Raw genomic sequence first — 25,671 nt, forward strand, 5'->3', positions numbered from 1 at the left:
CTCCTAAAACAAAAATAGCCCCAATTCCCCGAAAGGAATTGAGGCTTGACGATAGGTTCAAAATCATAATATATATTTGAAATCATGCTTGATACAGATTTGGGCAAAAAGAAAAGCCCCGCAGAGATTTCTCTCCGCAGAGCTTTTCGACATTTTCGAAGTAATAGCTTTTAAATTATTTATCAGCTTTATCAGCTTTATCAGCTTCAGCTTTATCAGCTTCAGCTTTATCAGCTTTAGCTTTATCAGCTTTATCAGCTTCAGCTTTATCAGCTTTAGCTTTATCAGCTTTATCAGCTTCAGCTTTATCAGCTTCAGCTTTATCAGCTTTATCAGCTTCAGCTTTATCAGCAACAACGGTAAACTTAACAGTCGCTGTTTTACCGTCTAACAGGTAAGTTACAGTAAATGTATCTCCAGCCTCTGCATTTTGAATATCAATTGTATTAGATCCATTTCCTACAACATTGAATCGATTATTAGGATCTGCATCTACAGTTTTCTCTTTTACATTTGTAACGGTAATAATTGGTTTTAGATCCGTGATTTCAACACCATACTGATCAGTAACTTTTAGAACTGCACTCAAAGCAGCAGCGTCAGTATCATCTTTTAACTTATCTACAGCAATCGAAGCTGTGCCATTCTTTACAGCGTCAGTGAATTCAATTTTATCCGCTTTTGGTGCTACTTTAGAAACGACAATATCTTTTGAAAGTGTTACAGGATCTTCTGCACCTTCTACGATAACAGTTACTTTCGTTGTAATTTCATCTTTTGTACCGAACTTTTCTGATTTTGCATCTAATTTAACATCAAGTTTACCGCCTGTGAATGCAAGAACTTCATCATCAACAATTACATTATAATAATTTGAAGGTAACTCAACTTTCGTACCGTCTGCCTTTACGCCATATACTTTAAGGGCTTTTGCGTGAGTGTTTGCACTGCCATCAGCATATAATTTTCCAATTTCGCCAATTTCAAATGAAGTAAATGCAGACTTGTCAACAGTATTAAATGTTACTTTTAATGGGCTTGTTGCTACATCATTAAATTTGTAAGTATTGTCCGCATTCTTTTCAACACGTTGTAACTTGAACGTTACTTCTTCTGAACCTTTTTCTAATCCTGTAATAGTAATCTTACCATCGTTGGCAGTAATCTCAGCCTCAGTTCCATTTCCTTCAACTTTTACAGCACCGCCTGTAGAGTCAGTTACAACAATTTTATATTTTCCGAGGTTAGCTTCATTTTCTGTATTTGTTAACTTGTCTTTCAAATCAAAAGTACGACCGTATTGGTCTTTAACAACAAGGTTAGAAAGACTAATTTCTACTTTACCATCTTTGGCTACGGTAGTTGTGACATTTTTAAGAGACTCAATAGTTGCTGCATATGCAGCTTCTTTGACATCGATAGTTAATTGGGAAACTTTCCCGCTTCCTTTAACTGTAGCCACTAACACTTGCAATCCTTTTGTATCAGGTGCAGTGTACTCAAGGACAGCATTCCCAGACGCATCTTTTACAAGTTTAGCTTTTTCAGTATTGAAGGTAACTTTATCTTCCAACGCTTCGTATTTTGTAACTGTATTTCCATATTGGTCAACGGCCGTAAACGGAAGTTTCACAGTTTCTCCAGCAGCTACGATTTCAGTTGGTGTACCTAAAGTGAAAGTATCAAGTGCTGGAGCGGCTTTCACGTTTACTTCAAACTGGGCTACTTTACCACTTGTTTTAGAAATGGCTGTAATAATGACTTTTCCACCATTTGCATAATTCGGACCAGCAGTAAATTTCAAACCAATTTTATCCTTATCCTTACCTTGACCATCGTATGCTTTATCAATTGCTAAAACTGACGGATTTGAAGAAGTGAACACAACATCGTCATTTACTTTTGATGCATTAACATCATTACCATACTGGTCTTTCGCATTTAATAACAACACGAAGTCACCAACAGCTAAGTCACCAGAAAATTCTTTTCCGTCTTTGTTATAAATACCAACGAATTCAACTGTATCTGTAGCTGAAGCATCGCTAATAGTTACAACACCTGAAACTACCGTATTTGTTGAAACATTAATACCTGTTATAGCAACTTTATCTCCTATTTTGAAATCAGATGTGTTTGTTAAAGTTAAAACACCTTTATCATCATCTTGAGCATCAACACCGTTAGATGCTGTCCAACTAATAGAGGCAGCAAGTGGAGATTTTGTAATATCTTCTCCATATTGGTTAAACACACGGTAAGCAACTGTCGCTTTCTTCTTAGTCTTCTTATCACCATCTTGTTCAACAACTACTGGAGCAACTTCACCAAGGAGCTCGATTTTAGCTACTTTCTCATTTTCAACTTTAACAGAACCTGTAAGAGCTTGATCAGCAAGACCAGTTACGTTAACAGTGTACTCGCCTTCAAATAATTTGCTAGCAAGTTCAAGTTCAACAGATTTTTTATCCGCAGAGAAAGTAGTTTTTGCTACGTTTACAGTAACAGAACCTTTTTTCACTTCAAACTTAGCTTTAGTGTCATCAACAGCTTTGTTGAAAGTTACTTTTAAAGTTTTAGCGTTAATCGCACTTACACTTTCAACTTTTGGAGTTACTACAGGCACTTCTACTTTTGTTTTGTCAGTAGTTTTGCCTTTGTATGAAACAGTGTAAGTTTTGCCTTCTTCTAATTTCGTTTTTGTTTTGATGACAACAACAGTTGTTTTGCTTTCAGCTGCTGCTGCCGCTTTGATAGAAACAGAGTCGATTTCAACACCTTCGATTGAGAAGTCTTCTTTTTTAACATCTTTTAATTCGCCGTTGAATGTTACTTCTAATGTGTTTTCATCGACGAATTTTACTGCTGTGATGTCATCTGCTGTAACTACACTGGAAACATCCAACGCGCGTTTTACAAACGAAGCAAATGCTGCACGAGTAACGCTGTCTTTTGGTCTGTATTCAGTAACAACCGTTACTCCGTTTGCTTCTAATGTTTGGATGTAGTCACGGAATGACGGATCAGCTTTGTCTAAGTCAGTGATTTTGGATTTGAAATCTGCTGGGCGTGTTAAATCAAATGCTTCAACAAGCACTTTCGCCATTTGCTCACGAGTGATGTTTTGAGCAGGGTTTAATTTACCTTGGCTGCCTGTCATAACGCCAGCAGCTTTCACGATTGCCGCTGCTTTAACTAATTCTTGGTCTTTTGCGTCAAGCGGCACATCGTCGAATACTTGTTCGATTTTGTCAGGCGCTTTAAAGCCTTGGTCTGTCAAGATACGCGCGAAAATTTTTGCTACTTGGCCGCGGGTGATGCTTTGGTATGGTTTGAACGTGCCATCTGTAAACCCTTTAATGTAACCTAATTCCACTAAAGCGTTGATGTTCGCTGCGTGAGAATCGTTCGGATTTACGTCACTGAACGATGCAGCGTTGGCTACAACTGGACCTACCGCTGTTGCAACTAATGCAGCAGATACAGAACCAGCCAAAAATTTGCGGTAAGACTTTGGTTGGTAAGCCATCTGTATTATTTCCTCCCCTTTTTATGGTGTAACTGATGAATTTATCATATAAGAAACTAAATTTAAGAGACATGCTGTATGTACACTTTTCCCATAACCCTCTTAAATTTAGCTACTAAACAATTACTAGTATAGTTTTTTATAGGCATCTTGTCAATGTATTCCTGCCGATTTATTTCTATGAAACAGAAACAAAATTCTCTTCCTAGCTAATATTCTACTAAAAATAACATATCGTGCAAGAGTTTTTTTCAAATCATGCGCCTTCGTTTCAACAAGATTACTATATGCGATGCTGGCAGACGGTATGACTGAAAATTTGTTACAAAATTGTAATGTTTCCGAGAAGAAACTGTAACGTTTCAGAAAAAATGATTATGATACACTAGCGATAGTGACAAAATTCGTACAATTTCGCCCGAGTAAAGGAGATGAGAAAATGCGCAGGCAATTGGTCCTGGCTCTGTTGCTCGGCGGGAGCGTTTTCGCGGCAGGCGCTCGCGCCGAGCAAGCAGAAGCGAGCGTGAACTACGACCACATCGTTCCGGCGGCAAAGCAGTACATCGGCGTCCCATACCGGTGGGGCGGCACGACGGTTAAGGGATTCGACTGCTCGGGATTCATCCGGCATGTCTACCAGTCGATCGGCATTGATACGCCAAGGACGGCGGCCGATATGTACCGGATGGGCAAACGTGTCGACAAAAGCGCTTTGCGCGTCGGTGATCTCGTCTTTTTCAATACGAGCGGAAAAGGAGTTTCCCATGCGGGAATATACATAGGAAACAACCGGTTTATTCATTCTTCTTCTTCCAAAGGTGTGACGATTTCATCACTGAATGATTCATATTGGAAAAAAACATATATCGGGGCAAAGCGGGTGCTAGCGTACCGCTTGGCGCCAGGGCAGTTTCAAGATGTTTCCCCGTCCCATTGGGCGTTCGATGAGGTGCGCACCCTGTCGGAACAAGAGCTTGTCATCGGATATGAAGACAGCTACTTTAAGCCGGACGAGCCGATTACCCGCGCGGAAGTCGCCGCGTATTTGGCAGAGTATCTGGATTTGAATTTGTCTGACCGCTCGGTCCCGTTTAATGATGTGCCGGACGGCTACTGGGCGCTTGGAGCGATTCGGGCGGTGCAAAAACAAGGGATTATGAACGGAAGCAACGGAAAATTTCATCCGGAAGACACGTTGACGCGCGCGCAGCTGGCCGCGGTACTGACGAGAGCATTTCGCTTACAGCCGCCAGCTGCGGCAAAATCATTTACCGATGTGCCGCCAAGCTTTTGGGCGTTTCGCGACATTCAAGCACTGGCGGCAGCAGGAATTGCGACGGGGCGCACAGATGGCTCGTTTGGCCCGAACGATCCTGTCACCCGCGTGCAATTCGCCGCCTTTTTGTACCGCGCTATGCATCAGTAGCACAAAAAGCCGCAAGGGATGCCTCCTTGCGGCTATTTCTTTTCCAGCGTCCGTTTTAAAAATAAAGCAAACTGCCCTCTTGTTATCATCTCGTTCGGGCGGAACGGATCGGCGACGGTAATGCCGTTATAGGCGAGTGTCTGAATTTCGTTGTACGCCCAAAACGACGGCGGAACGTCCCGGAATGAACGCAATGTTTCCGGTTGTTTGTATATATCGGAGTAAGCGCGGACAAGCACAACCGCCATCTGTGCTCTTGTCATATACTCATTCGGCCGGAGCTTTCCCCCTTGTCCAAGCAGCCCGTGTGCCTCTGCAATGGCCATTTCTTTGTATCCAATGTCTCCTTCTTTCATATCCGTTGCCTTCACTTTATATCCTTCCGGCAATGCCAGGCTGAATGCGCGGACAAGCATGCTTGCAGCGTGGCGGCGCAGCAGCTTTTCGCTTGGCCGGAACGTGCCGTCCGCATAGCCTGTGATGATTCCGCGGTCATACAATAGTTTCACGGCTTGCTTCGTTTCTTCGTCTTCCACGTCTGGAAACAGCGGACGGGGACTGACGCTTGCGGCAATGTCACGGTAATTGACCACGAGCGTTTCCGAGCCGCGATTAAACCCCTTTGACATTGGCAAAACAGCGCGGAATAATACACGGTCGTTCCAGTCTTTTTGAAAGAGCCATGAGACATCATCAGACAGCTTGGATGGATGATACCATCTTTCCGATACACCCGCTGGCCGCGTATCGACGTAAACGGAAGCGTACTTTCCATCACCGTCTTGCGCGTTAATATATACCGGTGTTTTCGGGCTGTATAAATAAAGGCGCAACGCATAGTATGATGCATCTGCCGAATCCGGCATATAGCCCGTTAAGCGAAGCGGCAGTGGGGATTGGACGGCATAGCTGCTTCCAAGCCGCTGCTTCCAATATTCTTGCAAGCTGGAAAGCTCAAACGGCGTCGGAATGTGGACGTTCATTTGCATATGTCCTTTTACCGCAAGCGGCGAGCCAAACAGTTGGACATAATCTTCCGCCAATATTTCTGCGAGGGACCATTCGTATGCGCCGTTTCCATCAGCGTGTACGGACGGATAGCGAAACAGTTCGCGCGCCGCGGCGTAGCGGGATCGCAGCCAATCTTCGGCAGGGAGCTGCTCTTTGTTGATCAAATAATAATAGGTAAAGTGATGCCCGTATTCATGGGCAAGCGTTGTAGCCATTTCCGCAACGGTTGTAAAATCGTTTCCGCCGTATAAGTGAATGACTCGGTTAGGCAATAGCGACAGCGTTTTTCCTATTTGTTGATATTCGGCAAAGTATTGCCCAAGCACATTCTCTCCTGCCGGATAATCAGGAAAAATCATGATTTTCCCAAGAAGGGAAAGCTCAGAACCATGCTTGTTCGCCAAAAGTTCCGCCTCAAGCGCTTTTAATTGCGCTGTCGTCCGCCATTTTGGACTGTAGCTTTCGATTGTCACTCCGCTTTGTCCCTTATAGCGGGCAATAAGCGGATAAAAGTCTTCATAATTGCTTTGCACTTGGACTTTATTGTTGAGGTCAATGACATGGGCATCAACGGCTTTTCCTCCAAAGATAAATGTCATGAAAAAGAAAAAAAGCATGAAAGAATACTTGCGCATATGCCTCTTCTCCTTTGTGATTTACTATTTTCATAGTAACATAGATTCGAAAATGGGATACAGAGAAAATCGTTTAAAAAGAAAAAGATGCTTCAAAATGCATTTTGCATTTCAAAGCATCTTTTTTCTTCATTATTATTATTTTACAGGTGAAATCGAAAGCGTATATGGCTGCGCGCTCGGGCGGGCAAAGCTGTCTTCTACGACAATATAATATTTTCCTTTTTTCAAAGTAACAACAGCAGTTTCGCTGTCGCCTTCGCCATAATAGTCGAATGTTTGCACAAGCCCGCCTTTTTCATTATAAATGGAGATGACGCCATCCATCGTAGCACCGCCGCTAAGCTGGACGGTAAATTTGCCGTCTTTCGCCGCGGTAAACACATAATAGTCTTTATCGCCGTAATCGACGGACGCGTTCAAATAGCCGGTCGCTTTGAACGTATTTCCCGACTGTTTCAAACTGAGCGGTTTAGATGGCACGTTGTTTTTCACCACAGATCCCGCATCTTCATCTTTTTTCGGCAGCGTTTCGATGCCGAAGCGGTATGATTGAAGCGTTAATCCATCGTACAAGAAGTTGATTGCTACAAAGAAATAGCCTGTGTTTTTCTTCGCTTTAAACGAACCGTTCACATCATACATCGGGTTGAATCCAGTCGGTCCAAATTCAACCGCTTTTCCCGCCTCATCATCATCAATGGACATGTTTCCGTTCGTATCTTCGAACACTATGACAAATGGAACTAACGTGCCTTGCAAGTCGTTTGGCAAACTTGCTTTGTTTTCCAGTTTCTCTGGACGCGCAAAGAATGCGAATATCTCGTCATTGGCGCGATGCTTGTAATAGTACACATCCACATCATTGGTCAATGCGAAGTTGCCTGTCACGACTTTGTTCGGCTGAACGACTGTTGCGAGAATTGGCTCATTATTGTTTTCATTCGCGTCTTTCGGCGCGTTCATCAGTTTTTCTGACGTAAATGTATATGGATCAGCAGACGGTTGGTAGCGTTCATTGGCAATCGATAAATAATACTGTTTTCCTTTTTCTAAAAATAACGTGAGCTTGTTTGTCTTTTGGCCTGTAAAGTAGTCATAACCGTAATAATCGGCAACAGGATTTAATTCGTCTTTTTTCGGGTCATATTCATATATCGTCGCCTGCGGCGTCATATCATCCGGCGCATCAAACGTAAATCGATAGATCGCTGTGTCATCGACGGCAGACAGCTTGTAAAAATCGCGGTCTTCTCCAAATTGAATATACGCCGACTGTTTATCGCCAAGGTTGTAAGGAAGCGCATTTTCTTTTATGTGCTGTATGTCTTCTTTTTCGAAAGACAACGGGCCGTTATCTTCTATTATTATAATATCTTTCTTTTCTTTCGCTTTTTTGTTTAGCTGCGCTTCTTCAGCCGGAGTCGTCTCTTCCGATGGCGCCGGTTCTTCCTCATCATCTGCCAGCGGATATCCATCTTCATCCGGCGGCATGGTTACCGGCTCCACCGTTAAACGGTACGGAATGGCGGACGCTGGCGTATCACCATTTGCGCCGGAGGATTGCGGGAACAAGCCATAGTACCAAAAATCGAGCGGCGGTTCGCTTGCCACTTCAATGACATATTCCATTTCCGGATCTGCTTCAAACGTGACTGTCTCGCCTTTTCCGTTGCCGTTATTATTGGCAGTGACAATTGGATACGGACCATAGTCTTCTTTTGTTTTTTCATCGGAATGATAAAATTCTTCCGCGAAGTAAACGTTGATCGTTGAATCGATGCCTGGAACTGGCGAAAGATTTAGTTTCACCGTCGTCGGTTCCTCTACTTTAAACGTAAAGTAATCTTTATCCGCTTCCCCTTCTTTTTCCGGAACAAAAGTAAGCGGTGCGAATTCTGTCTGGTCGCTGTCAAATGGAAGCTTTTCCATTACAATTGGATTGTCTTTCGTGGAATTGTCCACAGCTAACGTTGCCAATTTTTGCAGTGTTAGTGTGTACTTCGATTTTCCTTGCGTGCTATAGTTGCCATTTGCGTCCGTGACACCGATGACAAGCGTGCCGTCTTCTTTTGCTGTAAACAGTTTTCCTTCCACTTCTCCAGCGCGTGTGTCATTGACATTGATTGGCTTTTCGGATTGCTTTTTGCCCTCAGGATAGAAGCGCAATATAAGCTTGTAATCGTAATCTTTGGCTCCTTCAAGAACTGACTGGACGCTTTCCCCTGCTTTCAAGTCCACCTTCAACCAATGGATTTCTTCCGGTGTTGTGAAGCTTCCCGTTTTCGTAAACGGCTTATCTGTCAATTGCAGCGGAAGCGCTTTGGCTAGAATCGTTTCATCGTTCCACGTTTCTTTTTTCGGCAATTTCTTTATATCAAAATTTAGCGCGGCAACCGGATTGACAAGACCGTTCGCGTATTTTAAATCATAGCCTTTTTCCCCAAGGTCGGTTGCGGTTTTTTCTAAAATTGCTTCCACTTCATATGGCTTTAAGTTTGGATATTTCGATAAAATGAGCGATGCCACGCCCGCGACAACCGGAGAAGCCATCGATGTTCCGCTTAATTCCGCAAAGGATGCGCCTTTTGTCGGGTCATAAACGGTGCTGTAGACGTCAACCCCTGGTGCGACAATATCCACGGACGGACCATAGTTCGAAAAGTTTGCTAAACGGTTTTGGCTGTCGGTAGCTCCGACGCTGATGACGCCTTCATACGATGCTGGTATGGCATACATATCGGTTGATTCGTTGCCCGCTGCCGCAACGACCGTTATGCCGGCGTCAATCGCTTTTTTCACGGCATCTTCCAAAATCGGGGAGTCAAAGTAGCCGCCAAGACTCATGTTGATGACTTTGGCGCCTTTTTCAATCGCATATAAAATTCCTTGGGCGATGACATAATCGCTCGCTCCCCAGCCGCCGTTAAACACGTCAATCGGCAAAATTTTCACGTTCGGATTGATTCCATGCGCACCGATGCCATTATCGGCTGACGCTCCGATAATCCCGGCAACATGTGTTCCATGAATATCTTTGATGCCCGGGCTTGCCGGATTGGCCGCGTTATACGATGGAAGCAGCTGCGCCTTTAAGTCTGGATGCTTCATATCCACGCCGGTATCAATGACAGCCACCGTTACACTATGTTTGCCGGCAAGCTGAAGCGCTTTGTCGATCTGCAATAACGAAAGCGGGTACATTTTGTTGTTTTTCGGATCGTTCGTGCCAAGCTTTTTGTATGTAAAACTAGGCGTGACGCTCGTAACCGCTTTTAGCTTGGCATAGGCGCGCGCCACTTCTTGCATCGTTTTTCCCTTTTGTAGTGTGACGACATCATAGCCTAACTGCGGAAACGATTTTTTTACCGTTGCGCCGAGGCTGCGATGGACGCTGGCAGGAATTTTCTCCTTGTACTTTACGATCAGCGTATCTTCGCTAATTTGGTTTTGCGCCTCTTTCAGCTGTTTGTAAGCCAGCGGCGCTTTTGAGACATGCTGCTGGTGGTACTGCTTTTTCCACTGCTCCACCGGCGGCATCGTGGACGCTTGGGCAAAGCTAGGCAAAACAAGCGCGGAAGCAAGCCCAAGTGAAGCGGCGGTTTTTTTCCATTTTCCTTTTCCCATTGAAGTCCCCCATTTCTATAATTTTTTTACATTTATTTATTATGACGTACAAGTATAAGAAAAAGTTTCATAGTTTTATAAATGTTCGTAAAAATCACTTGGATGAATGCGCTTGATTGGTCCGATTTGAGCCGGAAATCGTCGATGGTTGGTTGTCAGTATATAGTCACACTCTTCTTGAATTGCCGTTATCCAGACGTGAAAATCCTCTTGATCGAAACGATAAAGTGGTTCAGACATTTCTTGCGAAGAAACAATTTGTTTTGCTGTTTCATGATCGCATCCACTTAACTCGACCAACACTTCCCCAATGGGGCGATTCTCTCGTATGACGGTTTCGACGCTATATCGACCAACCAAACTATTGACTGGAAGTTTTGTATAATATTGAAAAATCGGATCCAAAAACTCATTTAAAAATGCCTCGATTTCCTGTTGATTGTACACAACCCTCTTTTCTCCTTTTCCAATTCCTTGGGAAGCATTCCGAACAAACTCGAATAAGCATACCCTCGATACGACCGGTCGAAATAAATGAGGGAAGCGATCCGCTTTAAGAATCTTCCGGTTTACTCCATCGACTCGTAAAGCTCCGCATAAAACTGTTGTATCGATAAATACTTTAGGAGGATGCGGGGCATCATAGATCAAATTCATCTACATACCCCGCTTTCTGATTCTTTATATCGATTTGCTGGAGCGCCTCTTCCGCCCGTTCATCCTGTTCCGGTGTGGTAATGAAGATCTTTCGCGGGATTCTCCAATGTCCTCCATCGGTTTTATAGGCCCCTGGAAACTTTCCTTTTTCACACATTCGTCGAATGGTTTGATCGCTTAACCCTAATTTTTTGGCTACTTCACTCGTGGTATAGTAAGCCGCAGCAACCTGCTTAGATAGGAGAGGTGCTAAAGAGGCAGATAGCCGGTACCTTTTTGCTGACCATTTAGGCTTTCGTTTGTAACGTTCGTTCAATAAAGAAGCCAACAGTTTTTTTCGAACCACAAGCGGATCATCTTCCGTCATTTGACTCAACCGCTCGATATAATCAACCAAATACTCGTAAGCTTTCTCTTTCTCTTGATGCGCGTAGGCTTCTCTCATCTTCTTTTCGATTTGGCGGAGTTGGGAAAGACGATCTGTGCTTGGTACAGACAAACGAATCGTTGAAAAAACAGGAACAGTTATACCAAGTTGCTGTAAAGATTTTTCAATCGTGACTTTGAATACAGCTTTGGCTTTTTCTGCATTGATTTGCGAAAGAATTTGCACGCTATCCCACAGATTTTCTTGTTCTTGATCCATCAAGCGTGTCATTTTCAACCACCTCCTCTTAAGATTATTTTATCATTTAAACTAAACAAAACCAACAAATCAAACAAAATCAACAAAAAATTTTTGCGGAGGCACAAAGATGCAGTTTAGACCATTTAAATCAGAGAGGAATCGTATAAAGGGCTGTACTGTCTATGATCACTGTTTTTGGATTCTGAACATCTAAATCTTTTAGAAGTTGGGGTTACAATTCTACAATGTTACGGATTAAGGTTTGGGGTGAAACGAAAAACGAACAATGATATACTAGATAAGTGATTATTCGACATGTGTGGAGGAGACAAGCAGAATGTTGTCTTATGTAAAAAAGATATTCAACAGTGATGAGAGACGGTTGAAGCATTACTATAAAATCGTTGATCATATTAACGCACTGGAACCAAAGTTTGCAAAACTATCTGATCAAGAGTTGCGAGAAAAAACAGCTTATTTTAAAAATGAACTCGCCAGCGGAAAAACGGTATTCGATATTCAGGCAGAAGCGTTCGCGGTGGTGCGTGAAGCATCGAAACGGGTGCTCGGCATGCGCCATTTCGATGTACAGCTGATCGGCGGGCTTGTGCTGGCGGAAGGAAACATTGCCGAAATGCCGACAGGTGAAGGAAAAACGCTCGTCGCGTCATTGCCGAGTTATTTGCGCGCTTTGGAAGGAAAAGGAGTGCATGTCATTACTGTAAACGAATATTTAGCCAGACGCGACCGCGAATTGATTGGACAAATTCATGAATTTTTAGGGCTGACGGTCGGGCTGAACCTTCCAATGATGGAAACGGAAGAGAAAAAAGCGGCATATCAAGCGGACATCACATACGGCATCGGCAGCGAATTCGGCTTTGATTATTTGCGCGACAACATGGTTTACGACGTATCCCAGCGTGTACAGCGGCCGTTTCACTACGCGATTATTGACGAAATCGACAGCGTTCTTATTGACGAAGCAAAAACTCCTCTCATTATCGCCGGCAAAACGGGAGTCAGCTCCGAGCTAAGCTATTTATGCGCCCGCATTGTCAAAACATTTCAACGCGATGTCGACTATTATTATGATGAAGAAACAAAAGCAACGAACTTGACGGAAGAAGGAATCGCCAAAATCGAACGCGGCTTTGGCATCGACAACTTGTATGATTTAGAGCATCAAACTTTATATCATTATGTTATTCAAGCATTGCGCGCCCACGTTTTATTTCAGCGCGATGTCGACTACATCGTTAAAGACGGAAAAGTTATATTAATCGACATGTTCACCGGAAGGCCGATGGAAGGACGAAGCTTAAGCAACGGTCTTCATCAGGCGATTGAAGCAAAAGAAGGGCTCGAACTAACCGAAGAAAATAAAACACAGGCATCGATTACGATTCAAAACTACTTCCGTCTTTATCCGATTTTATCGGGCATGACGGGAACAGCCAAAACGGAAGAAAAGGAATTTCAAACACTCTATGGCATGGATGTCGTGCAAATTCCGACGAACAAACCGGTCATCCGCGTCGATGAGCCGGACCGCGTCTTTTTGACGATCGATCAAAAGTATAAAGCGGTCGCGAAAGAAGCAAAACGAGTTCATGCGACAGGCCAGCCGATTTTAATTGGAACAACGTCCATTTTGCAGTCGGAAAAAGTCGCCAAATATTTAGAAGCAGAAAATCTGCCGTTTCGCCTATTAAACGCGAAAACAATCGAACAAGAAGCCCAGCTTATCGCGTTGGCCGGACAAAAAGGGCAAATCACCATCGCGACAAACATGGCGGGCCGCGGGACAGACATCATGCTTGGCGAAGGAGTGGCCGAACTTGGCGGGCTGTTTGTACTCGGTACGGAACGCCATGAGTCGCGGCGCATTGACAATCAGTTAAAAGGCCGGGCCGGCCGACAAGGAGATCCAGGACGTTCTCAGTTTTTCATCTCTTTAGAGGACGACATGTTCCGCCGTTTTGCCAAAGAAGAAACGGAAAAATGGATCAAAAAAGCAAAAACAGATGAAAATGGCGAAATTTTAAATAAAGACATTCATGAGTTTGTCGACCGCGTTCAGCGCATTTGCGAAGGAACCAACTTCTCGATTCGCGAATATAACTTAAAGCTCGACGATGTGTTGAACGACCAGCGAACAGCGATTTACCGATTGCGCAACCGCATTCTCGAAAACGACCGTCTGATTCCGTTGATGATTGATATGCTTCGTGAATACGTTCCATATGAAATCGAGCAGCATTGCCCAATCGAGATGCTTCCAGAAGAATGGAATTTGGGAGAGCTTTCCGAACGGCTTCATGAAATCATTCCTTTTCCTGCCGTTTGTCTTTCGGAAAACATTAATGATATAGAAGACGTAAAAAACAGCGTCCAGCACTCATTAGAACAATATATTCATTATTTGGAGACAATGGATGACGCCGAACGAGTATTGTCGGAAATCAGACCTTCCTTGCTTTCGATTGTCGATTACCACTGGCTGAATCATCTCGATGCGATGGAGCGTTTAAAAGAAGGAATCGGCCTGCGCCATTACAGCCAGGAAGATCCAATTCGTCAATATCAGCGCGAAGGATTCGAGCTTTTCGTATATACGTATCGTCAAATTGAAGCGGATGTTTGCCGCCGTCTCGCGCAGGAGGTCGCGCCAAAAATCACCTCCAGCTAAAGTGCCGGAAAACACCCTAAACTATTATGGAGGGAATTTATTATGCTATCATTTTTTAAAAGACAAAAACAGCAAAAAGACGAACGTGACAGCATCGTGGAAGCAAGCGAGCTATTAGGAAGCAGCGATACAGACTCAGGCTCTGGCGCTGAAGAAGTCAAAACCGAGCTGTCATTCCATCCATCGTGGAACGTAAGCGTAGAAGAACGCTACTATTATCAATTTTTGAATAATGAACAACGGCCGCTGAAAGAAAACCAAATTTCTTTATCCGGCATTGATATAAAACAGGTGCCGCAAGGATATGTCGTTACCGCCTTTGTCCGGAACAGCTTGTCCCGTCCGATTAAATTCGAACCAACTCCGCTTGTATTGCTTGGCCCAAACAACGAAGTGCTTGCCCGTAAGGTGTTCGACTTGTCGGAACTTGGGGAAATTCCGCCGCGCAGCAGCCGCCCATGGAAGTTTTTATTTGAGCAAGAAACGATCCAAGCTTCCGAAATACCGCTTGTCGATTGGAAGCTCGCCTTCGAATTGCCAAAACAAAAACGCCACTCCCTCGATTTAGAAGAAAGCTGGGAGAAAAGTTTAGCGGCGGAAGACAAAGAAAAATTGCAATCACTCGTTCAATCCATACAGCCTCCTAAACCAGGAGAAGTCAATTTTATGGGGCTGCAAATTCGGCAGACGGAACAAGGAGATCTTCATGTCACATTGCTAATTCGCAATGGAAGCGACAAAAACATTCATATTCAGCAGTTACCACTGCAAGTGCATGATGCAAGCGGGGATATCGTCGCCAGCGGCGCATTTTCCCTTGATAACTTTGAAGTGAAAGCAAATACAAGCAAGCCGTGGACGTTTATTTTCCCAAAATCGCTAGTCACGAAGGAAAATCCGGATTTTCGTTCATGGAAAGTATCATTGCCGTCTTCTTCTTCACAATCGTAAAGAAAAAAGGGGTTCTCGTATAGAGAGCCCTTTTTTGATGAAAACAAATATATTCATAGAAAAAACCGTCTATCTAAAGATAGACGGTTTTCCAGAGGCTACCAACCGAGGTCTCTGTTGTATATTGCTACAGAAGGAAATAATATTTTCTTTCTTATAAGTATATTTTACCATTGACGTCTTTATATAACAATGACTTTTTTAGATGTTTGTCCTCGTTCTTTCAATTGCGCTGGAAACAATAGCATAGCCAATCATCAACAAAAACAATAAATCTAGCAAACCTGTATGGATGGAAATCATAAAAATCGTAGTGATAAACGCATACGCAATCGTTTGAAACGAGGCAAATCCCGACTGCTTCATCTGGTTATACAACATCGACAAAATCAAGCCATACAGGGCAAATCCAATGATAATCGCCAAATAGCCTGCCTCGACATAAAATTGTCCAAGCAAAGTCGGCGTGGTGGTTCTTCCCGGGCGCGTCACATATTTTCCTTTATCTACCGTAAGCGAATTTACCATTTCTGTGATCTGCATGCGAGGCGATAGCTGCTCACCCGGCAAAACCGTGGAAAATATTCCTTTATGAAGCTTTCCATACATATATCCATGCTTATCGGCATATTCCATTAATTTGCTTAACACAATTCGACCTGTTACGCTCACTTCCGTTAAACCGCGAACCCATTTCGGCGTTTCATCAATTTTGCGGCGAAGAGCCTCATCTCTGCTCATTTGCTCTTCGTTTAACTCCACATTTGGCCCTTCATGGCTGTTAAATTTTTTCGACTGGTCCTCCGTAATGACACGGAAAAATCCGAATAATGAAAGAGACAAACCAACAATAAATAAAAATGCCAACAGCCATGACAGCTTAACGCGCCGAATCGTATAGTGGACAACAATCAAACATGTAAAGCACATAATGGCAATCGGTGTCCGATATCCCATTAACACTAAAAGCAGTAAAACGGCGGCCAACACAAAAAAATACATGCGCATCTGCTTCTTTGTAAGCGGATACTCGCGAACGGCGCGGTCACAAATAAGAAACAGAACAGAAAACCATAAAAACGAACTTAAAAAATTTAACTTCGGATCTAAATGCCTGCGCACCGATTCATCCGTAATCCCAATTTGTCCTGTTGCAAGCATAATAATGTAACTAACTAAGCCGATGAAGCCAAGGAAATACAGAAAATACTTCGTTTTTCCCTTTAAAAAGGCCAGCCCCAAGGAAGGAAACATCCAATTTTTCTTTTGTACAATATGAACAGCTGCTAAATAAGAAAGCATCCCGACTAAAATGGCCCATAAAATATTCCGGTTTGCTTCGAAATATTCTATTTTTCCAAAATCAAATAAACTAACAAAAAAATAAAGAATCAAAATAAAAGGAAAGAAAAAATATGGTGAAAATGAATCAATCTCGTTATTCCACTTTCGCAGCATCCCTAGTCGTTTCATAGCTCTTCAGTTTCCTTCTAAGAAACTTCTTTACTCCTCCTTTTCACCAAAATTTCTTTAACGGACTGTACCTTAAACACCCATAATGCCACAAAGTATATCGCTGCCCCCGACACAATCATGACCGCTAAGTACGGTATGATAGCAAGCCGATCGGTATGCAATTCGTATTTCATAAAAAGCAGTGCAGCTACCATTGCGAGCGTACTAAGTGTAATTTTTCCATATTCCTTCCCAATCACCGAAAGGCGAAATCCACCTGAAATCTTATAAAGCGTCGTAAACGTAATCATCGAATATACTAAACCGACAAAGGACGCAGATAAAGCCAAACCTGCCGCTCCTATTGTGCTGGAAAAAATCGCATTAAAAATAATGTTGGCAATAATCGAAACAATTCCTGCCCTCAACATGTAATGCCCTTTTTCCAACGTATAAAAACCCTTCGCTATGACAGCTTGAATGCTGTAAAAAAGAACAGAACCGATATATAAAAACGCATATTCACTTGTTTGGGCGGTCGCACTCGCCGTAAACGCGCCCCGTTCATATACAATCTGGACGCACTCTTTCATCAGAACGAGCATCCCGGCTACCGTCGGCGCCAAAAATAGAAACATGTACGTAAGTCCTTTTTCGATACCGACTCTAAACAGAGCCATGTCGTTTTTCGTTCTTGCCTCCGCTAACAACGGAAACACAATCGTAGCGATGGTCACTCCAAAAATCGCCTGCGGAATACTTACGAGGCGAAACGCATAGTTTAGAGTAGATACAGCCCCTTCGCCAAGACGAGCTGCAAACAATGTATTCACAAACAAGTTTACTTGGCCGACCGCGATCGTTAGTCCGATTGGCAAAAATATACGGTAAAACGAGATAACTTCTTCTCGATCCATCGGCTGCTTCCAGTCGATAAACCGGCGAGGTCCTAAATAAAACAGCTTGATTAAGAAAGAGAAAACCGTTCCGACAAAATAGCCAAACGGCACGGAATAAATCCCCATTTGGTGATGAAGAAACAGCGCGCCGCCAATCGTACATAGCACTACAATCGTTTGGGAAAATGTCGAAAATGAAAACATTTTTTGGGCATCAAAATATCCTTCAAAAACCGCATTGACACCGACAAGGGCCACTGACAGAAAATAAATGACTGCCGTCCATATAGCAATTTGTGTTCCATGGCTATTAAAATCTGGATATAGCTTTGGAATGACAAATGGCGAAAGAAGCGCTCCGGCGACAGAGATGACAAACGAAATCCAAAATGTTCCCTTTACGATATTCGTTAAATGAGAAAAACCTTTCCCTAGCTGAGAGTACTTATAATAGCTAGGCAAAAAGGCATCTTTCATCCCTGTCAACATAAACAAAATAAGCGCATTGGGGATGGTCATCGCCGCGATATAAGCATCGGTGACATAAGAGTTGCCGAATAATTTGGCGATGATCATATCACGAAACATGCTCGAAAATTTCAAGAAAAAGGTGGATAGCAAAAACAGGATGCTCGCAATGCGTAATTTTGACATACTATCCCTTCTATTCCCTAATCACTTTAATAAGAAATTTCGGAAGCGCAAGCTGCCGCTTCCAACGCCACGGTTCTTTCAGCAAGCGGTACAGCCATTCTAATCCTAGCTTTTGAACGAGGTGAGGAGCTCTTTTTAACCTTCCAGAAATGACGTCAAAAGACCCACCAACTCCTTGATATACTTTTGGGGCCAGCGAATGCATATGATTGACGATCCAATATTCTTGGGCAGGGCTTCCTAACGCGACAAACAAAATGTCTGCTCCCGATTGATTGATTGCGTCTTTGATTACCTGTTCATCTTTCTCATACCCATGCATGGTTCCGACAATTTGAATTCCCGGAAACATTTCTTCCAATCTCCGCTTTGCCTCATCGGCTACTCCCGGCTTTGCCCCGTAAAGGAAAATTTTTTTTCCTCGGGCAGCCGCTTCTTGGCATAAGCGGAGCATCATATCAATTCCCGTTACTCGCGACCGAATGCTTCCACCTTTCAAGATGGAAGCGAAAACCACCCCTATCCCGTCCGGGATAGGGTATGTCGCTTGATTCAGCAATTCCCGCAATCGGTCATCTCGCTGGGCTTTCATAATTTTCTCAGGGTTAATCGCAACGATAAACGATTTACGGTTATGATCAATGTCTTCCATTAATTTTGCCACAAGCTGTTCATACGTGTATCCACAAACATGGACACCTAAAAATGTTTCTTTCATCCTATCACCTAATTCGAAACGTCATCTTGCTTTATTTTAGAGTATTTTTGCCATCCCCGAGCAAGAATACTTGAAATCCGTGCTTCTCCCATTCGTTCCGGTCAATGCAATTTTTTGTATCCAAAATAATTTTAGTACGTACAAGAGAAGCGATCTTTTCCGGATTCATCGTTTTAAATTCGTTATGATCGGTTAAAATGGCAATGATATCCGCATGGGCCACTGCTTCTTCGATTTGCTGCGTCTGGCGCTCCACTTTATTTTCCTTGATATGTGGATCGTAAGCAGTATAATCAAATCCAAGCTTTTCTAAATGATGAATAACCTCAAGCGATGGGCTTTCCCGCATATCGTCAACGTTTCCTTTGAACGCTAGACCAAATACGGCAACGCGGCCATGATGGATATTTTCATTTTCAAGAATTTGTTTAATTTTTAACGCTGTATACTCCGGCATACTGTCGTTTGTATGACGAGCGAGATTAACGATCTTCGCTAATTCTGGCTGCAATTCCACTAAAAACCAAGGGTCTACCGCAATGCAATGACCTCCAACCCCTGGACCAGGCAAATGAATGTTTACACGTGGATGGAAATTAGCAAGACGAATTGCTTCCCACACATTGACGCCAATTTTCTCGCTTATTTTTGCCAATTCATTTGCAAACGCGATGTTGACATCCCGATACGTGTTTTCTATTACTTTCACCAATTCAGCGGTTGTCGCGTCAGTAATGTGAATCGTTCCTTTGACAAACGTTTTATATAATTCCGCTGTTAAACGTGAAGATTCCTCATTAATCCCGCCGACAATGCGATCGTTGTTGGTTAATTCTTCAAAAATTCTTCCTGGAATGACACGCTCTGGAGAATGTGAGACAAACAATTCCGTCCCAATCTCTAAATTTGTTTCCTTTAAAATAGGAAGCATGACATCTTCTACCGTGCGCGGCGGCACCGTTGATTCGAGTACGACCAAATTCCCTTTGCGGACATAAGGGACAATCGATTTTGTCGCATCACGCACATAATCTAAGTTTGCTGTTTTATCTTCATTAATAGGAGATGGAACAGCAATAATAAATACATCCGCTTCCTCCGGTGTGGTGGAAACGGTAAATTTCCCGCTATCAATCGCACTGTTAAGGCGTTCCTGTAATCCCGGTTCTTCAATGTGCAGCTGTTTGTTTTGAATCATCTTTACTGCGTTTTCGTTAATGTCGACACCATGCACTTGGATGCCGTGATTGGCAAACATCACTGCTGTCGGCAATCCAATATACCCTAATCCAATGACGCAAATTTTTTTACTCATAAGAAAGTTTTTCTCTCCTTTTTTATGCAAGATGCCTTTTTTACAACCAAACTTTATTATAGCAAAAAATCATATCATTTGTCTTTATTGTAACGGAAATTCAATATACTGAAACAAATTTTAAATGTATACTTTTCCATATATAAAACCAAATCCGCCATACATGCATCCGTGTTACCGTTTTGAATAATGCCGTTCTTCCGCAAACTAAATAAAAAACATGCCAAAATATCTTGATATGGCATGTCATTATTCTTCTATTTTGTTCATATTCCCAAGGCGCTCGAGGCGTTCAATCTGATAATCCGCTTCCGCTTTGCAAGAAACGGGAATGTCTTCTACACCATGTTGTTTTGCCAAGTTCTCGATTTTGGCAAGCTGCTCCTCCGTCGGTGCTTCTGACAGCACTTTGTCGATAACGGAATTAATTTTATCGGCTAATTCCTCATGAAACGCTGGATTTGCTTTCAGGCGATCATCGAGGGAATGAAACCAACTGGAGTGATGCTCAATATAATCGCGCCACCGTTGCATAAATACACGCGGATCAAATCGCTGTTCATTCCATTCAATATCCCGCATATACGCTTCAAATGTACGAGTAATAGAACGTGTTATTCCAATTTTTACAGAACGGGGAAGATTTTTCAACATTAACTTAAAAACCCTCCGTATGTTTTCTTTTTTGGGCCAATAGACCCCTAATATTTGATTCTACCATAAGCAAGACAGAAACGAAAAGAAGTTATTTTCATTATTTGCAGTCTCTACACCGTATCGCGCTAATTCCAAAAACTCCCGTGTTTCCTTAAAAGGATAGAGATTCCCAGAACTTAAACGGAAAATGGTGCAGGCGGCTGTGTCACCTTGCCAAAATAATAAAGAATTGCTTCCACAATGCGCTTAGAAGCTTGCCCATCTCCGTATGGATTCGAAGCTTTCGCCATTTTTTCATATTCGTTTCGATTATTCAACAGCTCGCGGGTCATGTTGTATATCGTTTCCTCATTGGTTCCCGCTAATTTCAACGTTCCCGCTTCAATGCCTTCCGGCCGTTCTGTCGTATCGCGAAGCACTAATACCGGAACGCCTAACGAAGGCGCTTCTTCCTGCACACCGCCGGAATCGGTCAAAATAAGAAACGCTCTCGCAGCAAGATTATGAAAGTCAAACACCCCTAAAGGCTCGATTAAATGGATGCGCGGATCATTGCCAAGAATTTCATCGGCTACTTCACGCACCGCCGGGTTTAAATGGACAGGATAGACTACTTGCACATCTTCATGCTCTTGAACAATGCGTTTAATCGCGCGGAACATGTTGCGCATGGATTCGCCAAGATTTTCTCTGCGATGGGCAGTTAATAAAATCATGCGGTCATTGCCGATTTTCTCTAAAATATCATGCTTGTAATTTTCTGTCACTGTCGTTTTTAACGCATCGATGGCCGTATTTCCCGTAATAAAAATCGAATCCGGTTTTTTATTCTCATTAATTAAGTTTTCATACGCTTTTTTCGTTGGCGCGAAATGAAGATCGGCGATCACACCGGTAAGCTGACGGTTCATTTCTTCCGGAAATGGTGAATATTTATTCCACGTGCGCAACCCAGCTTCGACGTGTCCAACAGCGATTTGATTGTAAAACGCCGCAAGGCTGGCGACAAACGTGGTTGTCGTATCTCCGTGTACCAGCACTAAATCCGGCTTCACCTTTTTCATCACGTCATCGAGTCCTTCTAAGGCACGGACGGTAATTTCCGTCAATGTTTGACGATCTTTCATAATATTTAAGTCATAATCGGGCTTTATATCGAAAATTTCTAGAACTTGATCCAACATTTGCCGATGCTGCGCCGTTACGGTGACAATCGGTTCAATGAACTCAGAATGTTTTTTCAGCTCCAATACAAGCGGCGCCATTTTAATCGCTTCCGGTCTTGTGCCGAAAATAGTCATTACTTTAATTTTATCAGCCATACTTTCACCTACAATGCCAAAATGTTAAAGTCCGATGCAAACTTCATTCCTTACATTATCATAACCGTTCTATTTCCTCAACCGTTAACACATGCCCCTCCCCACAAAACCAAAAACTTCCATAAACTATTGGATGGAGGGGAGCCCTTGTTAGAGAAGAGTAAGTGGTGAAAAAAGCTTGTGCAATTAAGACAATGTTCATGTACATCCATCTCATTATGCTTAAAAATGAGTAACATTAAGATGGCAAACACTCACCTCTTTCTTCCCCACACGCGTATATATCTGCTAAAACAAAGGGACGGCTTTGGAAACTCCCAAGCCATCCCTTTATTTTATAAATTCCCTCTGTTAGAGTTTCCCTAATTTAGTATCGTTTTGCGCCCAAGTAACGCGCTTTCCAATAAGAATTATCCAAGCTGCTAATGGTGACGCCAGTGGAAGAGCCGCTATGAACAAATTGCCTCTTGCCGATATAAATGCCTGCGTGGGATGGACCAGAACGGCTCGTTTCAAAAAAGACAATGTCGCCGACCGAAGGGGAGGAAACCGGCGTGCCGACGCTCCAAATCGCCGCTACGGTGCGAGGCAAAGAGATTCCTTGTTTTTTAAACAAATAAACGATAAATCCGCTGCAGTCAAAACCTACTTGCGGCGTCTCCCCGCCCCAAACATATGGTTTGCCAAGAAGTTGCGAAGCATCGGCAACCAGTTCAATCACATCAAGCTTTCGTTGCGGTGCTTTTCCCATCAAACGCTCATATGTTTCTGCATCGACAGCACCTGTTGCCTTCAGATTAACATCCCGTTGAAAACTCTTGACTGCATTTGCTGTAATGGTTCCATAATAGCCAGTGATTTGCGAATATGTAAAATAGCCAAGCTGTTTTAACTTTGTTTGCACTTCTTTTACTTCAGAACCAGTCGATCCAATTGTTAAATAGATGCCCGCTTTCGGTGCGGACGGCTGCGGTTCGGAGCTGGCTATCGCTTCGTTTATTTTCGCTAGCGTCGCACTGTCAGCCACTCCGGTAACTGGAAGTTTGTTTTTCTCCTGAAATTTGCGGACCGCCTCCGCCGTAAACGTTCCATAGTAATCCGTAATTTCCGGATATGTAAAATAACCGAGCTGCTTTAATTTTTGTTGCAATTTGCTTACTTCCGTCCCTCTTGAACCTATTTTTAATGCATTTGCTTGCAAAGTTTTGTTAGATTGCTTATTCACCGCGTTTTGAATCAACTGTACAGTGCGCGCATCTGCGACTCCTGTTGCGGAAAGGCCGTTATTTCGTTGAAACTTCTTGACCGCATCTTGCGTAATCACTCCATAATAACCAGTGATCTCCGGATATCGGAAATAGCCAAGCAACTTTAAATTTTGCTGCAGCACCTTTACATTGTTTCCGCGCGAGCCGATTTTCATTTCCGAAGTACTATAGACAACTGTTCCTTTTAACTTGGCGTATGTAGCGTCATCGACGATGCCCGTGACCGGCAAACGAACGGATGCTTGAAACACTTTTACTGCCTGCTCGGTAATCGTTCCGAAATAACCGGTAGCAGTCGGATATGTAAAAAATCCTTTCTCCTTTAGCAGTTGCTGAAGCTCCTTTATTTGCGGCGAGCTCATCCCCACTTTCCATTCCGCTGCTTTTCCATCATCCGGCATCAGAAACAGCGCAGAGACGAAAGCGGACGTTAACACGATCTGTCTTGGTTTCCGATTCACAATCATCTACCTCTCCCTTATTGTTTCTCCCGCTTTGTACAACGTTTGCCGCCTTGAATCAATGCTAATTCAGCTCAACTCAACACCTTTTCGCTCTCCCCCGTGGCTGAATCTACATCGCAACAATGTCGAAAAAAGGAATCTATTGAAATTGCCCATTCTAATAGTCTGAGAGATACGACATCTTTTTAGGCAGATTCCATTTTTCGACATGCAAAAAGGTGTGAAAATTAGTCACGTATATCATTAGTATAGCGAAACTTCCCTTCCCATAGAAAGAGCATTTTTGTTTTTTTATACAAAATTTAGATAATCTTTACGAAAAAACAGCCATGTTCGCTGCCATCCAAACCAGAATAATCGCGGCGGGGAACTGGAAAACTTTTAAAAAAATAATAGGGAATACCCTATTTAAGCAAGGATCAAATCGTATTGAATATCTGCAGCTTAACGTACAATCCTCATCCAAAATACCATAGGAAAAGCAGAACAAACGAGGGAAGTTCTTGAGGCGATCATAAAACAGCTACAACCGTTTATTGTTTTTTCTTGCCGGGCACATAAATAAATAAGAAATACGATTGTTGTCCAAAATATAAAGCGACTGCAAAATGTAATAAATAAGCTGCCTCTCAATGGTTAATAGCTCATTGGTGTGAAGGCGGAGATATTTTTGTTGGAACTGATTCCACTCATAGAGGGCAATTTCGAACTTTTGTTTTTGTAAATCAAGCTTTACGATAAACATATATAGTTGATTGATCGATTTAAATACGAAATACAATTGAGCATCACAAGAACACGCAATGGTGCGAAACCGCGCTTCTTCCCCCAAGAAACGGTCATGTTTTTCCTTGCTTTTTAAAAACCGCAATGAATCCGTAAAATTAGTTGGTGCAATCGTTTTCAATTTGATCGAAAATGGGCTTCGCATTTCTTTGATAAATACCCGATACGTTCCTTTCTTTCGTTTGAAACCTTTCCGCTCACTTACCATTAAATCCGCGAGATAAATATTCACCATCATCCCTCTTTTTCCTAGTTATAGTAAATATTTATCCATTTTTCGCTTATTGTACCATGATGACAGTCAACGGACAAAGATGTCGAACATTGACAAGTGGAAAAGTTTGATCTTTTTGGGAACAAATAAACAAACGTTCCTAAACAGAACACAAACCTCTTCCACGCTCTCCTATCTTTAAGTTATTGATGGATTTTATTTGAGCGTGGTGATAATGATCATGAATTTAGGAGAAAAACTAAAATATTTGCGCAAACAGCATAATTGGACACAAGAACAGCTGGCGCAACATCTCAATATATCGCGCTCACAAATCAGCAAATGGGAAAACGGGGATTTGCTTCCGGACGTGCAATCGTTGCAAAAACTAAGCAATTTATACAAAGTGAGCGTCGATTTTTTAATTGGGAAGCATACGACAAAAAAAGAGTTGCTGCGAGAGGTAAACCTTCTATATCAAACGGATCGTATTGATGAAAAAATGTTGGATATTATTGACTATTTGAGACAAAACCCAAATATGGAAAAAACGATTTACTCGCTGACCCAATTGCCGGTCAAAAAGCGAAGACATCTAGAATCGATCATCATTAAGCTAGTAAAAGAATTTTCCGATGCCATCAAATAATCACGAGAACATCCGCCGGAAGCCCACTGCTTTAGCTGTGGAAGGAAGGCGGGGTTTATATTTTTAGTATATATTGAATTTTTCGTTCAATATAAGTACACTGGATTTAGAAAG

Annotated in this window: 17 protein-coding genes; 4 read left to right on the plus strand and 13 right to left on the minus strand. The window is 42.7% G+C overall.

Going from position 1 to position 25,671, the window contains the following annotated elements; translation table 11 throughout:
• Window positions 1-175: 175 nt before the first annotated feature.
• Complete coding sequence (locus DCC82_RS17870; RefSeq protein WP_233252900.1) at window positions 176-3,529, minus strand: S-layer homology domain-containing protein; 3,354 nt, start codon at window positions 3,527-3,529, stop codon at window positions 176-178.
• Window positions 3,530-3,968: 439 nt separating this feature from the next.
• On the opposite strand from DCC82_RS17870, the gene DCC82_RS01230 reads away from it, so the two are divergent.
• On the plus strand, window positions 3,969-4,955 hold the full coding sequence (locus DCC82_RS01230; protein ID WP_097353886.1) for a C40 family peptidase: 987 nt from the start codon (window positions 3,969-3,971) through the stop codon (window positions 4,953-4,955).
• A 32-nt stretch (window positions 4,956-4,987) separates the two neighbouring features.
• Here the strand turns inward: DCC82_RS01230 and DCC82_RS01235 are convergent, their stop codons facing one another.
• The 4 genes from DCC82_RS01235 to DCC82_RS01250 all read right to left on the minus strand — a co-directional run bounded on the left by DCC82_RS01235 (window position 4,988) and on the right by DCC82_RS01250 (window position 11,543).
• Entirely contained in the window at window positions 4,988-6,601 is a 1,614-nt protein-coding gene (locus tag DCC82_RS01235; RefSeq protein WP_097353887.1) for an S-layer homology domain-containing protein, read from the minus strand.
• Window positions 6,602-6,739: 138 nt separating this feature from the next.
• Window positions 6,740-10,228 (minus strand): S8 family serine peptidase, encoded by a 3,489-nt coding sequence (locus tag DCC82_RS01240; RefSeq protein WP_108430219.1) that lies wholly within the window; start codon window positions 10,226-10,228, stop codon window positions 6,740-6,742.
• A gap of 75 nt (window positions 10,229-10,303) precedes the next feature.
• The gene (locus tag DCC82_RS01245; protein ID WP_097353889.1) at window positions 10,304-10,885 is read right to left on the minus strand and encodes a PIN domain-containing protein; all 582 of its coding nucleotides are present in this window, start codon (window positions 10,883-10,885) and stop codon (window positions 10,304-10,306) included.
• Window positions 10,869-11,543, minus strand: a complete 675-nt coding sequence (locus DCC82_RS01250; protein WP_062677822.1) for a helix-turn-helix domain-containing protein — start codon at window positions 11,541-11,543, stop codon at window positions 10,869-10,871. The genes DCC82_RS01245 and DCC82_RS01250 overlap by 17 nt, the downstream gene beginning before the upstream one ends.
• A 307-nt stretch (window positions 11,544-11,850) precedes the next feature.
• Between DCC82_RS01250 and secA2 the strand changes: the two genes are divergently transcribed.
• A complete protein-coding gene (gene secA2 / locus DCC82_RS01255) occupies window positions 11,851-14,205 on the plus strand; it encodes an accessory Sec system translocase SecA2 (RefSeq protein ID WP_097353890.1) in 2,355 nt (784 codons plus the stop codon).
• Between the two features lie 42 nt (window positions 14,206-14,247).
• Window positions 14,248-15,156, plus strand: coding sequence for an accessory Sec system S-layer assembly protein (locus DCC82_RS01260; RefSeq protein WP_062677824.1), 909 nt, complete (start codon window positions 14,248-14,250; stop codon window positions 15,154-15,156).
• Window positions 15,157-15,357: 201 nt separating this feature from the next.
• Here the strand turns inward: DCC82_RS01260 and DCC82_RS01265 are convergent, their stop codons facing one another.
• The 8 genes from DCC82_RS01265 to DCC82_RS01300 form a co-directional block, all read right to left on the minus strand.
• The gene (locus DCC82_RS01265; RefSeq protein ID WP_097353891.1) at window positions 15,358-16,629 is read right to left on the minus strand and encodes an oligosaccharide repeat unit polymerase; all 1,272 of its coding nucleotides are present in this window, start codon (window positions 16,627-16,629) and stop codon (window positions 15,358-15,360) included.
• 17 nt (window positions 16,630-16,646) lie between these two features.
• The gene (gene murJ / locus DCC82_RS01270) at window positions 16,647-18,164 is read right to left on the minus strand and encodes a murein biosynthesis integral membrane protein MurJ (RefSeq protein ID WP_097353892.1); all 1,518 of its coding nucleotides are present in this window, start codon (window positions 18,162-18,164) and stop codon (window positions 16,647-16,649) included.
• A gap of 10 nt (window positions 18,165-18,174) precedes the next feature.
• A complete protein-coding gene (locus DCC82_RS01275) occupies window positions 18,175-18,882 on the minus strand; it encodes a WecB/TagA/CpsF family glycosyltransferase (protein ID WP_097353893.1) in 708 nt (235 codons plus the stop codon).
• A gap of 31 nt (window positions 18,883-18,913) precedes the next feature.
• Window positions 18,914-20,197: a nucleotide sugar dehydrogenase gene (locus DCC82_RS01280; RefSeq protein WP_097353894.1), complete on the minus strand. Its 1,284-nt coding sequence runs from the start codon at window positions 20,195-20,197 to the stop codon at window positions 18,914-18,916.
• A gap of 249 nt (window positions 20,198-20,446) precedes the next feature.
• A complete protein-coding gene (locus DCC82_RS01285) occupies window positions 20,447-20,851 on the minus strand; it encodes a hypothetical protein (protein ID WP_097353895.1) in 405 nt (134 codons plus the stop codon).
• 179 nt (window positions 20,852-21,030) lie between these two features.
• Window positions 21,031-22,176: a non-hydrolyzing UDP-N-acetylglucosamine 2-epimerase gene (gene wecB, locus DCC82_RS01290; protein WP_062677830.1), complete on the minus strand. Its 1,146-nt coding sequence runs from the start codon at window positions 22,174-22,176 to the stop codon at window positions 21,031-21,033.
• A gap of 367 nt (window positions 22,177-22,543) precedes the next feature.
• Window positions 22,544-23,911 (minus strand): C40 family peptidase, encoded by a 1,368-nt coding sequence (locus tag DCC82_RS01295; RefSeq protein WP_187252133.1) that lies wholly within the window; start codon window positions 23,909-23,911, stop codon window positions 22,544-22,546.
• A 520-nt stretch (window positions 23,912-24,431) separates the two neighbouring features.
• Complete coding sequence (locus tag DCC82_RS01300) at window positions 24,432-24,932, minus strand: hypothetical protein (protein ID WP_097353896.1); 501 nt, start codon at window positions 24,930-24,932, stop codon at window positions 24,432-24,434.
• Window positions 24,933-25,143: 211 nt separating this feature from the next.
• On the opposite strand from DCC82_RS01300, the gene DCC82_RS01305 reads away from it, so the two are divergent.
• Window positions 25,144-25,557, plus strand: a complete 414-nt coding sequence (locus DCC82_RS01305) for a helix-turn-helix domain-containing protein (RefSeq protein ID WP_015865174.1) — start codon at window positions 25,144-25,146, stop codon at window positions 25,555-25,557.
• The last annotated feature ends 114 nt before the right edge of the window (window positions 25,558-25,671 follow it).

The sequence above is a fragment of the Geobacillus sp. LYN3 genome, assembly GCF_003064505.1.
Classification (GTDB): Bacteria; Bacillota; Bacilli; order Bacillales; family Anoxybacillaceae; genus Parageobacillus_B; species Parageobacillus_B toebii.